12 protein-coding genes are annotated in these 18233 nt (G+C 60.0%); 1 reads left to right on the top strand and 11 read right to left on the bottom strand.

Going from position 1 to position 18233, the window contains the following annotated elements; genetic code table 11:
• Positions 1-122: 122 nt before the first annotated feature.
• From pbfA to V8359_RS00220, 4 genes are all read right to left on the bottom strand, one after another.
• Positions 123-1475: a (R)-1-hydroxy-2-aminoethylphosphonate ammonia-lyase gene (gene pbfA / locus V8359_RS00235; protein ID WP_336426685.1), complete on the bottom strand. Its 1353-nt coding sequence runs from the start codon at positions 1473-1475 to the stop codon at positions 123-125.
• 65 nt (positions 1476-1540) lie between these two features.
• On the bottom strand, positions 1541-2989 hold the full coding sequence (gene phnY, locus V8359_RS00230) for a phosphonoacetaldehyde dehydrogenase (RefSeq protein ID WP_336426684.1): 1449 nt from the start codon (positions 2987-2989) through the stop codon (positions 1541-1543).
• Between the two features lie 13 nt (positions 2990-3002).
• The gene (gene phnA, locus V8359_RS00225; protein WP_336426683.1) at positions 3003-4247 is read right to left on the bottom strand and encodes a phosphonoacetate hydrolase; all 1245 of its coding nucleotides are present in this window, start codon (positions 4245-4247) and stop codon (positions 3003-3005) included.
• Positions 4248-4261: 14 nt separating this feature from the next.
• Positions 4262-5449, bottom strand: coding sequence for a 2-aminoethylphosphonate--pyruvate transaminase (locus V8359_RS00220; RefSeq protein ID WP_336426682.1), 1188 nt, complete (start codon positions 5447-5449; stop codon positions 4262-4264).
• 106 nt (positions 5450-5555) lie between these two features.
• Here V8359_RS00220 and V8359_RS00215 point away from each other — a divergent pair, with 106 nt between their 5' ends.
• Positions 5556-6428: a LysR substrate-binding domain-containing protein gene (locus V8359_RS00215; protein ID WP_336426681.1), complete on the top strand. Its 873-nt coding sequence runs from the start codon at positions 5556-5558 to the stop codon at positions 6426-6428.
• A 13-nt stretch (positions 6429-6441) separates the two neighbouring features.
• On the opposite strand, the gene V8359_RS00210 is transcribed toward V8359_RS00215, so the two are convergent.
• From V8359_RS00210 to V8359_RS00180, 7 genes are all read right to left on the bottom strand, one after another.
• Complete coding sequence (locus tag V8359_RS00210; protein ID WP_336426680.1) at positions 6442-8082, bottom strand: GMC family oxidoreductase; 1641 nt, start codon at positions 8080-8082, stop codon at positions 6442-6444.
• A 935-nt stretch (positions 8083-9017) separates the two neighbouring features.
• Positions 9018-10700, bottom strand: a complete 1683-nt coding sequence (locus V8359_RS00205) for an ABC transporter ATP-binding protein (protein WP_336426679.1) — start codon at positions 10698-10700, stop codon at positions 9018-9020.
• Position 10701: 1 nt separating this feature from the next.
• Entirely contained in the window at positions 10702-11901 is a 1200-nt protein-coding gene (locus tag V8359_RS00200; protein WP_442970299.1) for an ABC transporter permease, read from the bottom strand.
• A 136-nt stretch (positions 11902-12037) separates the two neighbouring features.
• Positions 12038-12994 (bottom strand): ABC transporter permease, encoded by a 957-nt coding sequence (locus V8359_RS00195; RefSeq protein WP_336426677.1) that lies wholly within the window; start codon positions 12992-12994, stop codon positions 12038-12040.
• 208 nt (positions 12995-13202) lie between these two features.
• Entirely contained in the window at positions 13203-14810 is a 1608-nt protein-coding gene (locus V8359_RS00190; protein ID WP_336426676.1) for an ABC transporter substrate-binding protein, read from the bottom strand.
• A gap of 295 nt (positions 14811-15105) precedes the next feature.
• Positions 15106-16716, bottom strand: coding sequence for an ABC transporter substrate-binding protein (locus tag V8359_RS00185; RefSeq protein ID WP_336426675.1), 1611 nt, complete (start codon positions 16714-16716; stop codon positions 15106-15108).
• Between the two features lie 200 nt (positions 16717-16916).
• Positions 16917-18233: a replication-associated recombination protein A gene (locus V8359_RS00180; RefSeq protein ID WP_336426674.1), complete on the bottom strand. Its 1317-nt coding sequence runs from the start codon at positions 18231-18233 to the stop codon at positions 16917-16919.

The raw sequence follows: 18233 nt of genomic DNA, 5'->3' as shown, positions 1-18233 counted from the left end.
TCTCAGGTCAAAGGCGAACCGTTTTAAGCAAAGGCCTCTTGTGCCACGAAAGCCAAAACCGCGCGCAGAGCCAGTCCGGTCTGCGCGCGGTTTTTGTTGTCCGGAGCGTGTCGCGAAACGCTTTAACGCTCGGGGCAGATGTCTTCGATGGCCGACATCACAACATTCAGCGCCTGTTCAAGATCACTCTCTTCGATGGTCAGGGGCGGTGATAGCGTCAGGGTGCTGCCCGCGCTGATCTTGAAACTCACCCCATTCTCAAGCGCCCGGTAATACACCCGCTCGGCCAGTTCGCTCGCGGGCGCCCTCGTGGCGCGGTCCTCGACCATCTCCACGCCGAACATGAGGCCCCGGCCCCGGATATCGCCCACGTTCGGGTGCCGCTCCAGACGGTCGTGCAGCATCTCCTGCGCCCACGCGCCCAGCCGCGCCGACCGCGCCACAAGCCCTTCATCTTCGATGATCTGCAGCGTGGTAAGCGCCGCACGCGCCGTCACGGGGTTCTTCTCATGGGTATAATGCCCGATCGCATAATCGCCACACACGTCAAGATCGCGCCGCGCCACCACCGCCGCCACCGGCAGGACACCCCCGCCAAGCGCCTTGCCCAACGTCACGATATCGGGAACGATCCCGTCATGTTCAAACGCGAACATCTCGCCGGTCTTGCCAAGTCCGGTGGGAATTTCATCCATGATCAGCAACGCGCCATGCCTGTGACAGGCCTCCTGCACCGCTTTCCAGTAGCCCGGCGGCGGCACAACGGGCACTGCGCGCATCGGCTCGGCAATGACCGCCGCCACATCGCCCTCTCGGCCCAGCACGTAATCCACCATCTTCGCGCAGGCCAATCCACAATTCTCGGGCCCCGGGTGCCCATAAGCGCAGTGATAACAGTGAAATGGCGCCACATGCTCGGCTCCGGGCAGAAGCGGCCCGGCGATATGGCTGCGGAACGTCGCCTCGCCGCCCACGCTCGACGCGCCGAACCCCGCACCATGAAACGCATCCCAGAAACTCAGCGTCTTGAACCGCCCCGTCGCCGCACGCGCAATGCGAAGCGCCACCTCGTTGGCATCCGACCCACCGGTCGTGAACAGCACCTTCGACAACGCCCCCGGCGCGATCGCGCCCAGCTTCTCGGCAAGCTCTACCGCCACCTCATTGGTGAAACGGCGCGGCGAAAACGGCAAACTGTCCAGCTGATCCTTGATCGCCCGCACAAGGCGCGGATGCCCATAGCCGATATGATGCACCGAGTTCCCATGGAAATCCATGAAGCGCCGCCCCGCGACGTCCTCGATCCAGATGCCCTCGGCGCGCGCGATGGTGCTCACACAGGGGCTCGACAGGCTTTGGTGCAAAAACGCCCCGGCATCCCGCGCCAAAAGCGCCTCACCCGGTCCCTCGCCCTGCGCCGCACGCCAGGTTGCCCGGGCGGCGCTGGTGTTGGCCTCACCTTCGGTATGCTGCACGCGCCCGCCCTTTCTTCTTGCTCAAAATATCCCCGCCGGAGGCGGTGTCACTGTGCCCGCGACCCTCAGCGCGGCCAGGGTAGCGAATAGGTCTTGACGTTGGTGAAGAACTTCATCGCCTCGATGACCCCTTCCTTCACGCCGTTACCGCTATCCTTGATGCCGCCGAAGGGCGACATCTCGATCCGGTATCCCGGTTGCTCCCAGATGTTGCAGGTGCCGACGTCGAGCCCGTTGATATAGGCGATGGCGCGGTTCAGGTCGTTGGTGCAAACCCCCGACGACAGCCCGAAATCGGTGCCGTTAGAAATACGCATCACCTCGGCATCGTCATCGGGCACCCGCACGATCGGCACGATGGGCCCGAAGGTCTCCTCCATCACCAGCTCGCTGTCATGGGGCACATGGTCCACCACGATGGGCGGCAGGAGCGCGCCCCGCCGACCGGGATTGTAAAGCACCTTCGCGCCCTGCGTCTCGGCCATGGTCACCCGCGTTTCGAAAAGCGCGGCGGCCTCGGCATGGATCACACAGCCCAGCTCCGTCTCGGGGTCTTGCGGATCGCCGAACCTGATGGCTTTGGCTTTCTCAAGCACCAGTGGCACGAACCTGTCGGCCACGCTCTCCTGCACGAGGATGCGCTTGATCGCCGTGCAGCGCTGGCCCGAATTGCCGGTGGCGCCGGCCACCGCGATCTGCGCGGCACGGTCAAGATCGGCCGGACCAAGGTCATTGCACACGATGAGCGGATCATTCCCCCCCAACTCCAGCGCCTGCCGCTTGTAGACCGCCTTGGCGGCGATCATCTTGCCCACCTGCACGCCGCCGGTGAAGGTGATGATGTCGATATGCTCGTTGGTGATCATCTCCTCGCCGATCGCGTCGGGCCGTCCGGTCACCACCTGAAACATCTCGGGCGGCAGACCCGCCTCATAAAGGATGTCGGCCAGGGCCAGACAGGTCAGCGGTGTCAGGTCCGTAGGCTTGCAAACCATGCAATTATTCGTGGCGATCGACGGTGCGATCTTGTGGCTCACCATGTTGAGCGGGTGATTGAACGGTGTGATCGCGCTGATCGCGCGCACCGGCTCGCGCTTGGTGAATATCTTGCGATCCTTGCCGTTATGGGTCAGGTCGCACGAGAAAATCTCACCATCATCCTTCATCGCTTCCGCGGCCGCGAAATCATACACATCCTGCGCGCGCTTGGTCTCGTAGATCGCGTGCTGGTGACAGATGCCAAGCTCCAGCACCAGCCATTTCGCCAGATACGCGCGCCGCTCTCCGATAAGACCACCGGCGCGGCGCAAAATCTGACTGCGCTCATAGCGCGTCAGCTTTGGGGTGTAGCGCGCCGCGATGTCGAAGGCGCGCCGGGCATGCTCGGCTTGCCCGGCGGGCACTGTGCCCACCACCTCATCGGTATAGGGATATCGCACCTCGATCACGTCATCGGTATGCACCACCTCGCCGCCGATCCGCATGCCGTCGTGGCGTATCTCATCCTTGGCCATGACCCCGCCCATATCAAAGCGCCGCCGCTGTGGTGACACAGAAAAACGCGTCGAAGTTGCGCAGCTCGGGGGCGTCAGGCAGGTCCATCTTGCGGTTCACGATGAAGGGAACCTCCTGCTCGGTCAGGCCGCCATGGCTGCGCAGCGGCTCCTTGAGCGCGGCAAGGTCGTGCCGGTCCGCACTGGTCCCGATACAGATATTCTCTCCTGAAATCATGACGATATCCCCGATCCGATCACCCGGAAGCTCGAATTTCCGCATCGCCTCCTCCTTGTCCACCACGAGGATCAGCGCGTCTTGCGCTTGCAGCTTGGCAATGATCTCGTCGCGGTCCGCGCCCTCGGGAAGATAGGCGGTGGCAAAGCTGCCCAGCGCACCATGATGCACCACATAGGGGTCGGTGATGGGCAGGATCACCCGGGCCTGTCCTACGCCCAGCCACTCGTCCATCAGGTCCTGAACATAGATCACGTTGGGGCTGCCATCGGCGTGATGCTTGGGTTTCATCCCGTGGTCTGCGGTCACGACAATCGCGGCTCCCATCTCGTCAAGCTGTGCGAGATAGCGGTCGAACATCTCGTAGAATGCTTTCGCCTCGGCATCCTCGGGGGCGAACTTGTGCTGGATATAATCCGTCGTGGTCAGGTACATCACGTCGGGCTGCCACTCCTTCAGAAGCTTGACCCCCGCCGCAAAGACAAATTCCGAAAGCTCGGCGGAATACACCTCAGGCTGCGCCATGCCCAACCATTCGCTTGCCTTCTCCTGCCCATGCTCGGCCTGCGTCGTGCTGTCGGATTTCTCGGCCGAAAAACATTTGGCCCGTCCGTCATCAAACCGAAGCCCGGCCCCAAGAAGCGCGCGCAGCTTGTCCTTGGCGGTCACAACGGCCACTTTCGCGCCCGCATCGTAGAACTGCTTGAAGATCGTCGGCGCGCGCAGGAACCGCACGTCGTTCATCATCACCTCCTCGCCGCTGTCCGGGTCGATGAGGTAATTGCCGCAAATGCCGTGCACCGCTGGCGGACGGCCCGTCGCGATGCTCAGGTTGTTGGGGTTGGTGAAGCTCGGGATCACCGAATGCGCAAGCCGGTCGGTCCCCTCCGCGCGCATCCGCGCGAGCGTCGGCATCAACCCTTCGGCAATGGCAACCTCAAGATACTCCGGCTCACACCCATCAAGACAGATCGCAATGGCGGCCACCTTTGGGCCGGGGTAGATACGTTGATTGGCCTCCACGGGCGCTTGAATATTCATGTGTTATCTCCTGCTCACGCGGCCAGTTTGGCCCGTTCTTCCAATGCCTTGGCGGGGGGTGCGGCGCTCGCGACACCCATGTCCGCCAGAGAATGCTTCGCGGCTTCGACAACCTGCCGCATCACCGCCTCGTCCATCCGTCCGATACAACCGACACGAAAGCTCTCCACCACGGTCAGTTTGCCGGGATAGATGATGAACCCCTTGTCCTTCATCAACTCGTAAAAGCGGTCAAAGACGAACCTGTCGTCGGCGGGGCAGAAAAAGGTCACGATGATCGGGCTCAGCCACCGTTCTGCCAACAACGTCTCAAAACCCAGATCGCGCATCCCCTGCACCATCACATCACGGTTTCGCACATACCGCGCGCCGCGCCCCGCAACCCCGCCTTCCGCCTCATGCAGGCGCAGCGCCTCAAGGAAGGCGGCAACCACATGGGTGGGCGGGGTGAACCGCCACTGTCCGGTCTTCTCCATATGCGCCCATTGCGCATGCACATCGAGGCTCAGCGAATGGCTGTTGCCTTGGGCGGCCTCAAGCTCGGCGGTCTTGGCGATGACGAAGCCGAAGCCCGGCACGCCCTCGATGCATTTGTTGGCGGAACTGACCATCGCCTCATAGCGGATATCGTCGGGCCGCAGCTCGATCGCGCCAAAGGCCGACATGCTGTCAATCAAGAGCTTGCGCCCCGCCGCATAGGTCGCCTCGGCGATTTCGTGAACCGGGTTCAGAATGCCCGAGGACGTCTCGCAATGAATGGCCAGAACATGGGTGATCGCCGGATCATCCGCCAGTATCCGCGCCACTTCCGCGCCTCTTGGAGGTAGGTAATCGCCCTTGTCCAGCGTGTGAAACGCGCGCCCGAGATACTCCATCGTCTTGGCGGCGCGAAGCCCGTAAGCCCCGTTCGCAAGAACCAGAACCTTACCATCGCGTGGTACGAAAGATCCCAGCATCGCCTCCACGCAGTATGATCCGGACCCCTGTATCGGCACGCAATCATAGGCCTCGCCCCCCGGCCCCAGCAGAGCCAGAAGCCGGTCGCGCATCTCGCGGGTCATGGCACGGAAATCCGCGTCCCAGCTTCCCCAATCGCGCAGCATCGCCTGCTTGGTGGCATAGGCCGTGGTCAGGGGTCCGGGCGTCAGCAAATACGGCTCGCCCAGAGGGGGGGCTTCGATCTGGGTGGATGTGGTGCTCATGCGGACCTCCTCTGGCATCTTGCATTCACTCAATGACCGAGTCACGAATATATGTGAAATATCTAATTCAGATGATATTATAAGCTTAACCTATATAAGAGCCCCCATGCGCTACAGCCAACTCCGCGCCTTTCACCACGTCGCCCTGCTCGGGGGGTTTTCCCGCGCCGCCGAGGCGCTCAGGATCTCCCAACCGGCCATCTCCGAACAGGTGCGCAAGCTTGAGCAGGACCACGACGTCCTCCTCTTTTATCGCGACCGCCGCAACGTGCGCCTCACAACCGCAGGAGAAGAGCTTCTGCGCCTGACACGCGGCTTCTTCGAGACCGAGCGCCAGATCGAGGATTACCTGTCGGAATCGCGCGCCGCCCTGGAAGGAGAGCTTCGCATCATCGCGGACGCGGCCCACCACATCACCGATATCCTGACCCGCTTTCGCCGCCGCCATCCCGGTATCACCGTCACCCTGAGCGCCGGAAACACCGAGGAAATCCTCGATGCGCTCCGCTCCTACAAAGCTGAGATCGGCGTGGTGGGAAGCCCCCCACCCGGCGGCGACATGGAAACGCTCGAACTTTCCACGACCGAGATCGTGGCCTTCGCGGCGCATGACCTCGTTCCCCCCTCCCGTCAGAGCTTTCGTTTCCGCGAGCTTGCCGACTGGCCCCTCATCTGGCGTGAAGAAGGCTCCAAGACCCGTCAGAAACTCGCGGATGAGGCCGCCCGTCAGAAAATCAAACTACGTCCCGCCATCTCTGCCGAAGGCCGTGAAACCGTGCGCGAGGTGGTGGCCTCGGGGGCTGGCATCGGCTTTGTCTCCCGCGCCGAATATCGCCACGACGACCGGATGCGCCTCTTGCCTCTGACCGATGCCGACCTTTCGATGACCGAGGTGATGGCCCACCTGACCCAGCGGCGAGACGTGCGCGTCATCCGGGCCTTCATGGACATCGCCCGCGACAGCAGGCCCGCCGCCTGACAGGTCCTTGGACTCAGCGCGCGTCCTCAAGCACCATCTCGGCGGCCTTTTCACCCACCATGATCGCCGGTGCGTTGGTATTGCCCGACGGGATAACCGGAAAGATCGACGCATCCGCCACCCGAAGCCCCTCGACCCCATGCACCTTCAGGCGCGGATCGACAACGGCCTGCGCCGCATCGCGCCCCATCCGGCAGGTGCCGCACGGATGAAAAACCGTCCATGCCGCATCGCGCGCATATTGCAGGAGCGTGGCATCATCCGTCGCCGCCGGGCCGGGCGCGATCTCCTCCTCGATGACCTGCGCCATGGCCGGCGACCCGGCGATCTTCCGCACAAGGTGCAACCCTTCGACCATCGCCGCACGGTCCTCTTCGGTATCAAGATAGTTGGGATGTATCTCCGGCGCGGCCATCGGATCGGGCGAGGTGATGCCGAGATGCCCCTTGCTTGTCGGGCGGCACGGATTCATCCCCATGAGGAACCCCGGAAACGGATCGGGCGACATCAGCGCCCGCTTGCCCTTGGGCGCGCGCGTATAGCTGACGGGTGAGAAATAGAGTTGCAGGTCGGGCCGACCCGGCCCATCGTGCAACCGCACGAATCCGCCGCCCTGATTGACACTCAGGCTCAGGGGGCCGCCGCGCGTCAGCACATAGCGCAACCCGGCTCGCAGCTTGCCCCACCAAGGGCCCAGTTCCTGATTGAGCGTCGGGGTATTCGCACGATAAAGATTGTCGGCCCCCAAATGATCCTGAAGGTTCTGCCCCACGTGAGGCGCGTCATGCACCACATCGATCCCAAGGTCCCGAAGATGCGCGCCAGCGCCAACGCCTGAATGCTGAAGGATGGCCGGGCTCATGATCGCTCCCGCCGCAAGGATAACCTCGCCGCGCACGCGCGCGACATGATCACGCCCGCCCCTGCGATAAGCGACACCCACCGCGCGCCGCCCGTCGAACAGCACACGGGTCACGTGCGCCCCCGTTTCAAGCCGCAGGTTCGCACGGCGTAACGCAGGCCGCAGATAGGCCGCGGCGGTCGAGGCACGCACCCCGCCCTTGGTGGAAATCTGATAGATCGACGCGCCGTTCATCTCTGCGCCGTTGTAATCGGGGTTGAACGGGATGCCCGCCTGTTCGGCCGCCTCAAGATAGGTATGGCATAGCGGGTGCATACGGTCCGCGATCGGTTCGACCGACACCTTTCCATCCTGCCCCCTGATCTGATCCGGGGCACCCCGCCAGTCTTCGACCCGGCGATAGACTCGGGCGACTTCGCTCCAATTCCATCCCGGTGCGTTCGCCTGTTCGGCCCAGTCGTCGAAATCCTCACGGTGGCCACGGGCCCAGACCATTGCGTTGATCGAACTCGATCCGCCGATCACCTTCCCGCGCGGCCAATAGCTTTCACGCCCGCCCAGCGCCTCAACCGGCTGGGTCGAGAATTTCCAGTTGAGCCTCTTGTGGTAGTAGGCTTTGCCGTATCCGATGGGCATGCGGACCCACGGATGCAGGTCGCTGCCCCCCGCCTCGAGGACAAGAACGGATGCCGCACCGCTCTCGCTAAGCCGATCGGCAAGCGGACCACCGGCCGAGCCGGCACCAACAATGATATAGTCATATTCGGGCGCTTGGCTGCGCGTTTCGGCCATGGTCGATCACCCCGTGTGTCCGGCATTCCAGTTGACGATGGGTAGCCCGCGTCAACGCCATGTTCAAGCGGCCCTCGCACGTTCTGCCACACCTCTTTCGGGCAAGGACCGAACGCTTTGTTCACAGGTTTCGCGAATCGCAGCGCACCGACGCAATACCGACGTGAATACCGATGTGAATACCGACGTCGTGTTCGGCCCGTTAACCTCTGGACATTTTGCGCCAAAGACTGCATTGCACGCGGCAAGCGGACGGCAATCAACCGGCCCGCTTGACGATACGCATTTTTTTGATGCTGAAAATTACCCATGTTTTCAACAGGTAAGACAGAAACTCCGAGCCATGCGTTCCGGGTCTTTCAGGCATGCAAGAAACGCATGTATTTTTCATACGATTTTAATTGCGCATTAAGATTTTTCGACTAAATGGGGGTCAGAGGTGCAAACGCGTCTCTCGCGACTGGAAGCTCAAGAATGCAGGAGGCCAAAATGACCCGCGACGAACTTAACCGCGAACTTCGTATGCACAGCGCCTCTTGGCAGGCCGTCGTCGTCGTATATGGCGGCATGGTAGGCGCACTGGTGCTGTCCGCAATGGCAATCGTCTAAGACGGTCAACCCATTGAAATAAAAGGCGAAAGCCTTTTCACACAAATCACCGTTAAACGGCGTCTGGGCTTTGCTCCATGCGTCGTTTTTAATTGAAAACACCCCAAGGGGTCCCCTGCTTTGAGGGAGATCGCCATGACACGCGATGAACTGAACCGTGAACTGCGTATGCACAGCGCCACATGGCAAGCTGTGGTGATTGTGTACGGGTCTATCGTGGCCACGCTGGTCCTGTCGGCTATGGCCATCACCTGACCCGATAACCCGCTGATTCTAAAAATAAAAGGGCGCCCATTGGGCGCCCTTTTCATATATTTATCGTAGGATTACTTAACCTTTTCATCCTTGGGATCAATCTTGGACGATGCCGCATCTCCAACGTTGTCCACACCCCGTTCTTCAAGCAGCGTGGTAAGCCAGTTGGGATCCATTTCCGGCACCGAACTAAGAAGCAGATCGGTGTAAGGATGGTGCGGCGGGGTGAACATATCGTCCTTCGGACCCTGTTCGATAACTTTACCCTGCTGCATCACGACCACCTCGTCCGAGATGGCCCGAACCGTCGCAAGGTCATGTGTGATGAACATGTAGGCAAGGTTAAGCTCGTTCTGAAGCCGGTCCAGAAGCCGAAGGATACCCTCGGCGACGAGTTGGTCGAGCGCCGATGTGACCTCGTCACACACGATGAAAGTCGGCTCAGCGGCAAGCGCGCGGGCAATCCCGATACGCTGTTTCTGGCCGCCCGACAGCTCCGGCGGATAGCGGTTGTAATACTGCGCCGGTTCAAGCTCGATCAGGTCGAGCAACTCATCCACCCGGTTCTTGAGCGCCGCCCCCTTCAGCCCCGAATAGAATGAGGCAGGACGACCGATGATCTCATGGATTTTCACCTTTGGATTCAAGGCGGTATCAGCCATCTGATAGATCATCTGAGACTGGCGCAACTGTTCGCGTGTCCGCTGTTTGTAGCTTGGCGGAAGCGGTTCACCCTTGAAAAGCACCTGACCGCTCGACGGTGGCAAAAGGCCGGTTATGACCCGCGCCGTCGTAGATTTACCCGAGCCGGATTCGCCCACCACCGCGACGGTCATACCCTCGTGGATATCGAAGGACACATCGTCGAGCACCTTCTCACCCCCGGTATAAGAGGCATCCACATTCTGCACCGAAATGAGCGGCGTCGCGCCTTCCTTGCGATACCGTTGCGGGCTCTCGAAGCTGCGCACGGCCCAAAGCGACTTTGTATAGTCCTCCTTGGGATTCTTCAGCATCTCATCGGTCGGCGCCTGCTCAACCTCGTTGCCCTTCAGCAGAACCTTGATCGTGTCCGCCATCTGCGCCACGACCGCAAGGTCATGAGTGATGTAGAGCGCGGCTGTATCAAACTGCTCAACGATGTCGCGAATCGCGGCCAGAACCTCGATCTGCGTTGTCACGTCAAGCGCGGTGGTCGGCTCATCGAAGATGATCAGGTCGGGACGACATGACATCGCCATGGCCGTCATTGCCCTTTGCAACTGTCCACCCGAAACCTGATGCGGATAGCGAAACCCGATCTCTTCGGGATTGGGCAGCCTGAGACGACGGTAGAGGTCAACCGCGTCCTCCTGCGCCTCCATGCGTTTTTTGATCCGATACTGAAGCGGTGCTTCTGTATGCTGATCAATCAGCTTGTGCGCAGGGTTGAACGACGCCGCGGCGGATTGTGCCACATAAGCGATCCGGGACCCACGCAAACTGCGTTTGTCGGCCTCTGACGCAGTTGTCAGTTCCATGCCGTCAAACTCGATCGACGATCCCTCGACGATCCGCGTGCCATCTCGGGCATAGCCCATAGCCGCCGCGCCGATGGTCGATTTGCCTGCGCCGGATTCCCCGATCAGGCCCATCACCTCGCCGCGGTGGAGGGTCAGGTCGACACCCTTGATGATGTCGACCCACGTTTCATCCGAATAACCCTGGATTCTCAGGTTTTCGATCTCCAGAAGAACACTTTTTTCTTTCGGCATCTTATTGCTCCTTCAGTCCAGAGGACCGGAACAACATCCAGTCAACCACGAAGTTTACCGCAACCGTCAAAAGAGCGATCGCAGCCGCCGGAATGAGCGGCGTGATTTCCCCGAACGAGATCAGGGTCGCGTTTTCCTTCACCATGGATCCCCAGTCCGCCGTGGGCGGCTGAATGCCAAGGCCAAGGAACGACAGGCCGGAAATCAACAGGAACACGAAGCAGAACTCCAAACCGAACTCGGCCACCAGCGGGGCGGTCGAATTGGGCAGGATTTCGCGACGGATCAGGTACCACCGACGCTCACCACGAAGACGGGCGGCCTCGATATAGTCCATTACGACGACGTTGCCCGCCACCGCCCGCGTAAGTCGATAGACGCGCGGAGAGTAGATGATCGACACGACGAGGATCAGGATGACCTCGGATGAGTTGAAGATCGTCGAGATGCCCATTGCGAAGGCAAGCACGACGCCCGCGGTGATCGCACCGGCGATGAGCCAGCCCACGAACGACTCTGCTACTGTCGCGAGGACGAGAAGCCCCACAAGCAGACCGAAGAAGCACATGAGCGCCACGCCGAGGGCAAAATCCGCCTGCCCCACATTGCCACCGAACATCCGCAACCATGCGGGGTTCGTCGCGAGTGACCCGAAGATCGACACCATCAGAAGCCCGAAGATCAACGACGGGATCGACATGATGACGTCTGCCGTGCGGCCCATCGCCTGATCGAACCAACCGCCGCGCACAGCGGCCAGAAGTCCGGCCAACGCGCCCAGCATGAAGGCCAGGATCGTTCCCACCAGAGCCAGCGAAACCGTGTTCCGCGCGCCATAGATCAATCGGCTGAACATGTCCCTGCCAAGCTGATCGGCGCCCAGAAGCATGTTTTCATCCGCCGGCGCAAACGCCGACGAGATGACCTCGGCCTCACCATAGGGCGCGATGAATGGCGCGAAGATGGCCGCGACCGCATACACGAAGATCACGAACATCCCGAATCCGGCCGTGAGCGGCGCGGTGCGCAACTCCTTCGCCATTTCCGTGCTCACTATGTTCACAAGGAACTCTCGGAAGCCGTAGGAAACCATTGCGGCGAATGCCAGCAGGAACGCCCCGATAGACACCGACCGTAGTGCATCTGCCCCTCCGACAATGCCCATTACGATGGACACGAGCGTCAGGCCAAAGAGAAGCATGAAAGGCGCTCTCTTGTCATTATAAGCCGCTATGCATGCCCCCCCGAGAATGATCGCGAAGTAAAAGAGCAAGAAAGCTATTGTTGAGATGCCGAATATTGTCGACTGTTCTGTTCCGTCCATATCTCAGCCCTCCTTACTTCGGATGCCGCAAACGCGGGTTGGTGAGAATGGAGCCGACATCCGCCGCAAGATTGAGCAGAATGAATGTCCCCGCGAAGATAAGGCACACCGCCTGAACGATGGGGAAGTCACGCTTGGACACCGCATCGACAAGTGCCTGACCGATGCCCGGATAGACGAACACCACCTCGACCAGAACCACGCCGGTAATCAAATAGGCGAGGTTCAGGGCGATCACGTTGATGATCGGGGCCCAGGCATTGGGCAGCGCGTGCCGCACGATCACCTTCCAAGGGGGCGCCCCCTTGAGCTTTGCCATCTCGACATATGGCGAGGCGAGAAGGTTGATGATCGAGGCTCGGGTCATGCGCATCATATGCGCCACGACAACCAGAACCAGCGTCAGGGCCGGCAGGAATGTGCGCTCAAGAAGCTCGAAAAAGCCCATCCCCTCCCGGACGGTCGAAATCGCCGGGAACATGCCCCAATTGACGGCGAAGTAGAGGATCAGGATATAGCCCAGAAAGAATTCGGGCGACGAGATGAAGCTCAGCGTCACGACGTTGGCCACCCGGTCGAAGATCGAGTTGCGCAGAAGCGCGACGACGACCCCGAGGACGATCGCGACCGGAACCGCGATCACCGCGGCATATGCCGCAAGGAACAAGGTCTTGGTGAAGCGATCGCCAATAATTGCGGAAACTGAATTCCCGGTGACAATCGACTGGCCGAAGTCAAAGGTCACAGCGCCTTTGAGCCAATCGAAATAGCGCAGTATCGCGGGTTGATCTAGGCCCATCTCCTTGCGCAGCGCGGCAAGGTTCTCAGGTGTTGCACCCTGTCCCAAAACGGCCTGTGCGATGTCACCTGGCAGCAATTCGACCATAAAGAAAATGATGATCGAGATTACGAACAAGATGAAAAGACCGAGACCGAGTCGTTTCGCAACGAGGCTCAGTATGTCTCCCATGTATCCCTCCTGTTGTTTTTATTTATTTTGTCCCAGCTTAGGCAAATGATGCCATGCGTCAATGAATTGTCCCGAAATCATGTCTTTTCGGTGCCGGATATTGTCATTGACATTGGGGGGTCGCTATGTAGCGGGCCTCTTATTGCGGGCGGCCGGCTCCTGCCATTGAAAAGCCCGGCGCCTTTCAGCGCCGGGCCCGGTATTTCAATCAGCCCTCGAACCACCAGCGGCTGGCATAACGATAGCCATCCATCTGCCAGGCCGGAGCCAGTTTGCCGATATGCTTCACGTTGGAACGGCGACCGTAGATGAAGTTCGGGAAGTACGGAATGACAGTGCCACCATCATTACGGGCCAACATCCCCATGTCGTGATAGATTTCCTTGCGCTTCTCGTTGTCGAGCTCGGCCTTGCCCTGCTGAAGCAGCTTGTTGAACTCGTCATTGACCCAGTGCGATTCGTTCCAGTCCGCGCCTTCCTTGTAGGCAAGGCTGTACATCACGTCCGGCGTTGGGCGCGCGCCCCAAGTGACCATGCACCAAGGTTTGTTCAGCCAGACATCCGACCAATAGCCATCGTTTGGTTCACGGATGACGTTGATCGTGATGCCCGCTGCCTTGGCATGCTCGGCATAAAGGACCGCGGCGTCGACGGCGCCCGTGGTGATCGAATCGGCGGTCGAGAAGTTGACTGTGAGCCCTTCCATCCCGGCCTTCTTGAGCAGCGCCTTGGCTTGCTCGGGGTCGTATTCGCGCTGCGGAATCTCCTCAGGGAAATAGGGCATAGCGGGCGAGTGGTGAAAATCGTTACCGACCGTGGCCGCACCGAAGGTGATCTTCTCGACTAGTTCTTCGCGGTTGATTGCGAGTTTCAGGGCGTTGCGCACATCGACATTGTCGAACGGCGCCACATCGCAATGCATCGGCATCGTGATGGCCTGTGCCGACGCAATATTGTCGATTTCGACATTCGGGTTGCGCGATAGAAGCGACAGCGTCTTGTTGTCGAGAAGGCTGGCGGTATCCACATCACCGGTCACCAGTGCCGTCTGACGCGCGTTCGGGTCGTTGATGACAAGCACCTGAACTTCGTCGAAATACGCGCCTTCGCCGTGCCACTCCTCGTGGCGGACAAACCTGCCGCCCACACCGAATTCAAGCTCGACCGTCTTGTAAGGGCCACAGCCGATACCTGATTGCCAGTTGATCGTGCCATCTTCGTTGGCTGGCAGAATCGTAAGGTGATAATCGGTCATGAGCCATGGAAGATCCGCGTTCGCACCCGAAAGCACCACTGTGACCGAGTTGTCGCCATTGTCCTTGAGGTCTACCACGTCGGTCAGAAGCGATTTGGCCGCCGAAGTGGTGTCTCCGCGATGGTGGTTGAGCGAGGCGATCACATCCGCTGCCGTCACCTTGTTGCCGTCATGGAACGTGGCGTTGCCGTCGATCATGAAGGTCCATTCGGCAGCATCGGGCGTTGCCGTCCATTCCTTGGCCACGTCGGGGCCAAGCGTGCCGTCGGAATTGATCATGGTCAAATAGGCGCGCACCGTGTGGCCATAGCCAATCTCGAAGTTCGACTGATACTGGCCGGGATCATGCTGATCCGAGGTGTTGCCGTCGTGCTGGGCGACACGCAACGTGCCGCCGCGCTGAGGGGCGGCCTTTGCCGACCCGGTCCAAAGACCCGTTGCAGCCGATGCCGTGAGGCCCGCCGCCATCGAATAGTGCATGAATGACCGGCGCGAAATGCGGCCCGTCTTGGCCTCGGCCGCAAGCCGGTCAATCATGAAATCTTTTTCCGAATAGCTCATATCATCTCCCTGAGTTCTTATTGAGCGAAAGTCGCCTGCCGCGTCCGTAGATCGGTCGCGGCTAGTGGCCGAGAATTTCCTGTATTGAGTTTTTTTGGCGGCACAAAAACGACATGCATTTACCAAAACACGAAATTTTCTTTCGTTCCAGCCTTATATCGGCTTACTAACCCTTTTGTGAGCGCCATTGCCTGTCGCTTTCGGGTCCACGCCGCATGTTCGTGTCGTTTTCGTATCATGCGCCGCTTGGCAAATCGGGGGCCCATAGTGATAACGGGCCCCCGGAAAGTTCAGCTTAGCTCGCGAACCACCACCGGCTCGGGGCACGGCCCCCATCCAGTTCCCAGCTTGCCGCAAGGTTTTCGCCGCGCATCACATTGTCGCGGCGCGCATAGACGAAGTTGTTGAAGAACGGCAGAAGCGTGCCGCCATCGTCCCGTGCGATCTGCGCCATTTCGCGATACATTTCCGCACGCAGGCTGTTGTCGAGTTCCGATTTCGCCTGAAGCAGAAGTTCGTTGAACCTCTCGTTCTGCCACCGGCTTTCGTTCCATGCGGCGTCGTCCTTGTAGGCCAGCGTGTACATGACATCCGGCGTGGGACGCGCGCCCCAGGACACGAGGCTGTAGGGCTTCTTGAGCCAGACATCCGAGTAGTAGCCGTCGCTTGGTTCACGGACAACATTGACCGTGATACCCGCCGCCTTGGATTGCTCTGCATAGAGCACAGCCATGTCGACCGCACCCGAGAAGACCGAATCCGCAGTGCTGATCGAAACCTCGAGCCCTTCGGCTCCAGCTTTCTTGAGCAGCGACTTCGCCTTGTCCGGATCATACTCGCGCTGTTCGATGTCGTCGGGCCAGTATGGCATGGCCGGCGAATGGTGGAAGTCGTTGCCTTTGGTGGCTTCGCCAAAGGCGATCTTGTTGATCACCTCGTCACGGTCCATCGTAAGCTTCAGCGCGTTACGCACATTCACATCGTCATAGGGTGCGGTGTCACAGTGCATCGGCATGGTGATCGCGGCCGCGGATGGCACACTCTCGACCACGATGGTCGGGTCACGTTCAAGCAGCGACTTGGTCTTGAGATCGACCAGGGAAACAGCGTCCACATCGCCCGTAACAAGTGCGGTCTGACGTGCGTTCGAATCGTTCAGCACCAGCATGACCAGATTGTCGAAATAGGCGCCTTCAAGGTGCCAGCCTTCATGACGGCTGAGACGCCACTGAACGCCGAATTCGCCCGAATCAATCTTGTAGGGGCCCGAGCCGTCGCCGGATTTCCAGTCGATGCCGCCGTTGCCATCTGCCGGGCAGATCGCAAGGTGATAGTCGGTCATCAGCCATGGAAGGTCCGCGTTACCGCTGCTCAGGGTCACGACAACCGTATGATCGCCATCGGCCTTGACGTCGGTCACGGATGACAGCAGCGCCTTGGCCGCCGACCCGCTATCCTCGCCACGGTGATGGTTCATCGAGGCGATCACGTCTTCCGCCGTTACCGGCTTGCCGCTGTGGAACGACGCATCGGAATTGATCTCGAACGTCCACTGCGACGCGTCGTCATTGGCGGCCCATTCGGTCGCAAGGTCCGGGCCAAGCGATCCGTCAGGATTGATCATGGTCAGATAGCTGCGATACTGATGCGCCAGATAGATCATCTGACGGGTCACATATGTGCCGGGATCGTGTGTGTCAGACGTATTCCCGTCATGAACACCAAAGCGGAAGGTGCCGCCGCGCGAGGGCTGTGCATTGGCCTTGGAGGTCCAAAGTCCCGTCGCCGCCGAGGCCGTCATACCTGCGGCCATGGAGTAATGCATAAAGGACCGGCGGGAAATGGTTCCTTGGCGCGCTGCGCTCGCCAGCTTGTCAATAAGAGCGTTATCTCTTGGCTTTGTCATCATATCTCCTTGGGTTTCGTTGTCGTGGTGGGCCCACTGGACCCCCTGCTTGACACATAAATTTCGTGCGCGCAGGGCAGCGTCCCCTCCACATTATGTCTTAGACAAACACGAAAATGCCCAAGTTTCTACCCCATCAAGCAAACTTGACTGTTTCCAAGCCCCGCCGCCGGGGCAAATCGACCGGCGAACGCGGTGGGTCAGTCCCGCTTCAAACGCTGCTTGGTGAACCAATCCAACCGCTTTTTGAGCTCACGTTCGAAGCCCCTTTCGACAGGAAAATAGGCCTGTAGCCGGTCCATCCCATCGGGAAAATAGTTCTGACCCGAGAAGCCGGCTTCGGCATCGTGATCATAGGCATAGCCATCGCCATACCCCTGCTCTTTCATCAGTTTGGTCGGCGCATTCAGAATGTGTTTCGGCGGTCGCAGGCTTCCCGTTTTGCCGGCCTCGCGCATGGCCGCCTTGTAGGCCGCGTATGCCGCGTTCGATTTGGGTGCCAGAGCGAGATAGATCACTGCCTGTGCCAGCGCCAATTCGCCCTCTGGGCTGCCCAATCTTTCGAAGGTTTGCCATGCCTGAAGGCAATGCGCCTGCGCCTGTGGGTCGGCAAGGCCGATATCCTCGATCGCCATACGGGTGATGCGCCGGGCAAGGTAGCGTGGATCTTCCCCACCCTTCAGCATGCGCGCAAGCCAATAAAGCGCCGCGTCAGGGTCCGATCCGCGCACTGATTTGTGCAGCGCGGATATCAGGTTGAAATGCTCGTCCCCGCTTTTGTCATATACCGTCGCGCGCTTCATCAACCGTGTCGAAAGCGCGGTCGGATCAAGTTTGCCGTCAACTTTCCATGCGGCGATCTGCTCAACCAGATTAAGCAATGCGCGCCCGTCGCCATCAGCCATGTCAAGAAGCGCCTCGCGCGCCTCTCCGGTCAATGGCAAAGCTTTGTCCAGCGCCTTTTCCGCACGCTGCACGAGCCGTTCCAGATCGGCGGGAGAAAGACGTTCAAGCACCAGAACCTGTGACCGGCTAAGAAGCGCCGCGTTCAGTTCGAAACTCGGGTTTTCGGTCGTCGCACCGACCAGAAGGATCGTCCCGTCCTCCATATGCGGCAGGAAACTGTCCTGCTGCGCCTTGTTGAAGCGGTGTATCTCATCAACAAACAGAAGGGTGCCACGCCCGTTCGTGCGCCTGAGACGGGCTTCATCGAAGACCTTGCGAAGCTCCGGCACGCCCGTGAAAATCGCGCTGATCTGAATGAAATGCAAATCCGTCTCATCTGCTAATAGCCGCGCGATGGTTGTCTTGCCCACGCCCGGTGGCCCCCAGAACACGAGCGATCCAAGGCTGCCATTGGCCAGCATAACGCCAAGTGGAGCATCAGGACCGAGAACCTGCTCCTGTCCGATGACCTCACCCAGCGATTTGGGCCGCAACAGATCGGCCAACGGACGCGGCGCGCTTCCCTGCGTCTCTTTTCCGGTGTCCGAGGATGTGTCGAAAAGATCGGCCAT

The sequence above is a fragment of the Roseovarius sp. E0-M6 genome (genome assembly GCF_037083845.1).
GTDB lineage: Bacteria > Pseudomonadota > Alphaproteobacteria > Rhodobacterales > Rhodobacteraceae > Roseovarius.
This window is presented reverse-complemented; position numbering and strand designations above follow the sequence as displayed.

What these genes read in the sequence shown, in the direction of transcription:
- phnY (WP_336426684.1), bottom strand. Translation starts at nt 2,989, where the DNA reads ATGGCCAAGGATGAGATACGCCACGACGGCATGCGGATCGGCGGCGAG.
- phnA (WP_336426683.1), bottom strand. Translation starts at nt 4,247, where the DNA reads ATGAATATTCAAGCGCCCGTGGAGGCCAATCAACGTATCTACCCCGGC.
- V8359_RS00220 (WP_336426682.1), bottom strand. Translation starts at nt 5,449, where the DNA reads ATGAGCACCACATCCACCCAGATCGAAGCCCCCCCTCTGGGCGAGCCG.
- V8359_RS00215 (WP_336426681.1), top strand. Translation starts at nt 5,556, where the DNA reads ATGCGCTACAGCCAACTCCGCGCCTTTCACCACGTCGCCCTGCTCGGG.
- V8359_RS00210 (WP_336426680.1), bottom strand. Translation starts at nt 8,082, where the DNA reads ATGGCCGAAACGCGCAGCCAAGCGCCCGAATATGACTATATCATTGTT.
- V8359_RS00205 (WP_336426679.1), bottom strand. Translation starts at nt 10,700, where the DNA reads ATGCCGAAAGAAAAAAGTGTTCTTCTGGAGATCGAAAACCTGAGAATC.
- V8359_RS00200 (WP_442970299.1), bottom strand. Translation starts at nt 11,901, where the DNA reads ATGCTTCTCTTTGGCCTGACGCTCGTGTCCATCGTAATGGGCATTGTC.
- V8359_RS00195 (WP_336426677.1), bottom strand. Translation starts at nt 12,994, where the DNA reads ATGGGAGACATACTGAGCCTCGTTGCGAAACGACTCGGTCTCGGTCTT.
- V8359_RS00190 (WP_336426676.1), bottom strand. Translation starts at nt 14,810, where the DNA reads ATGAGCTATTCGGAAAAAGATTTCATGATTGACCGGCTTGCGGCCGAG.
- V8359_RS00185 (WP_336426675.1), bottom strand. Translation starts at nt 16,716, where the DNA reads ATGACAAAGCCAAGAGATAACGCTCTTATTGACAAGCTGGCGAGCGCA.
- V8359_RS00180 (WP_336426674.1), bottom strand. Translation starts at nt 18,233, where the DNA reads ATGGCCGATCTTTTCGACACATCCTCGGACACCGGAAAAGAGACGCAG.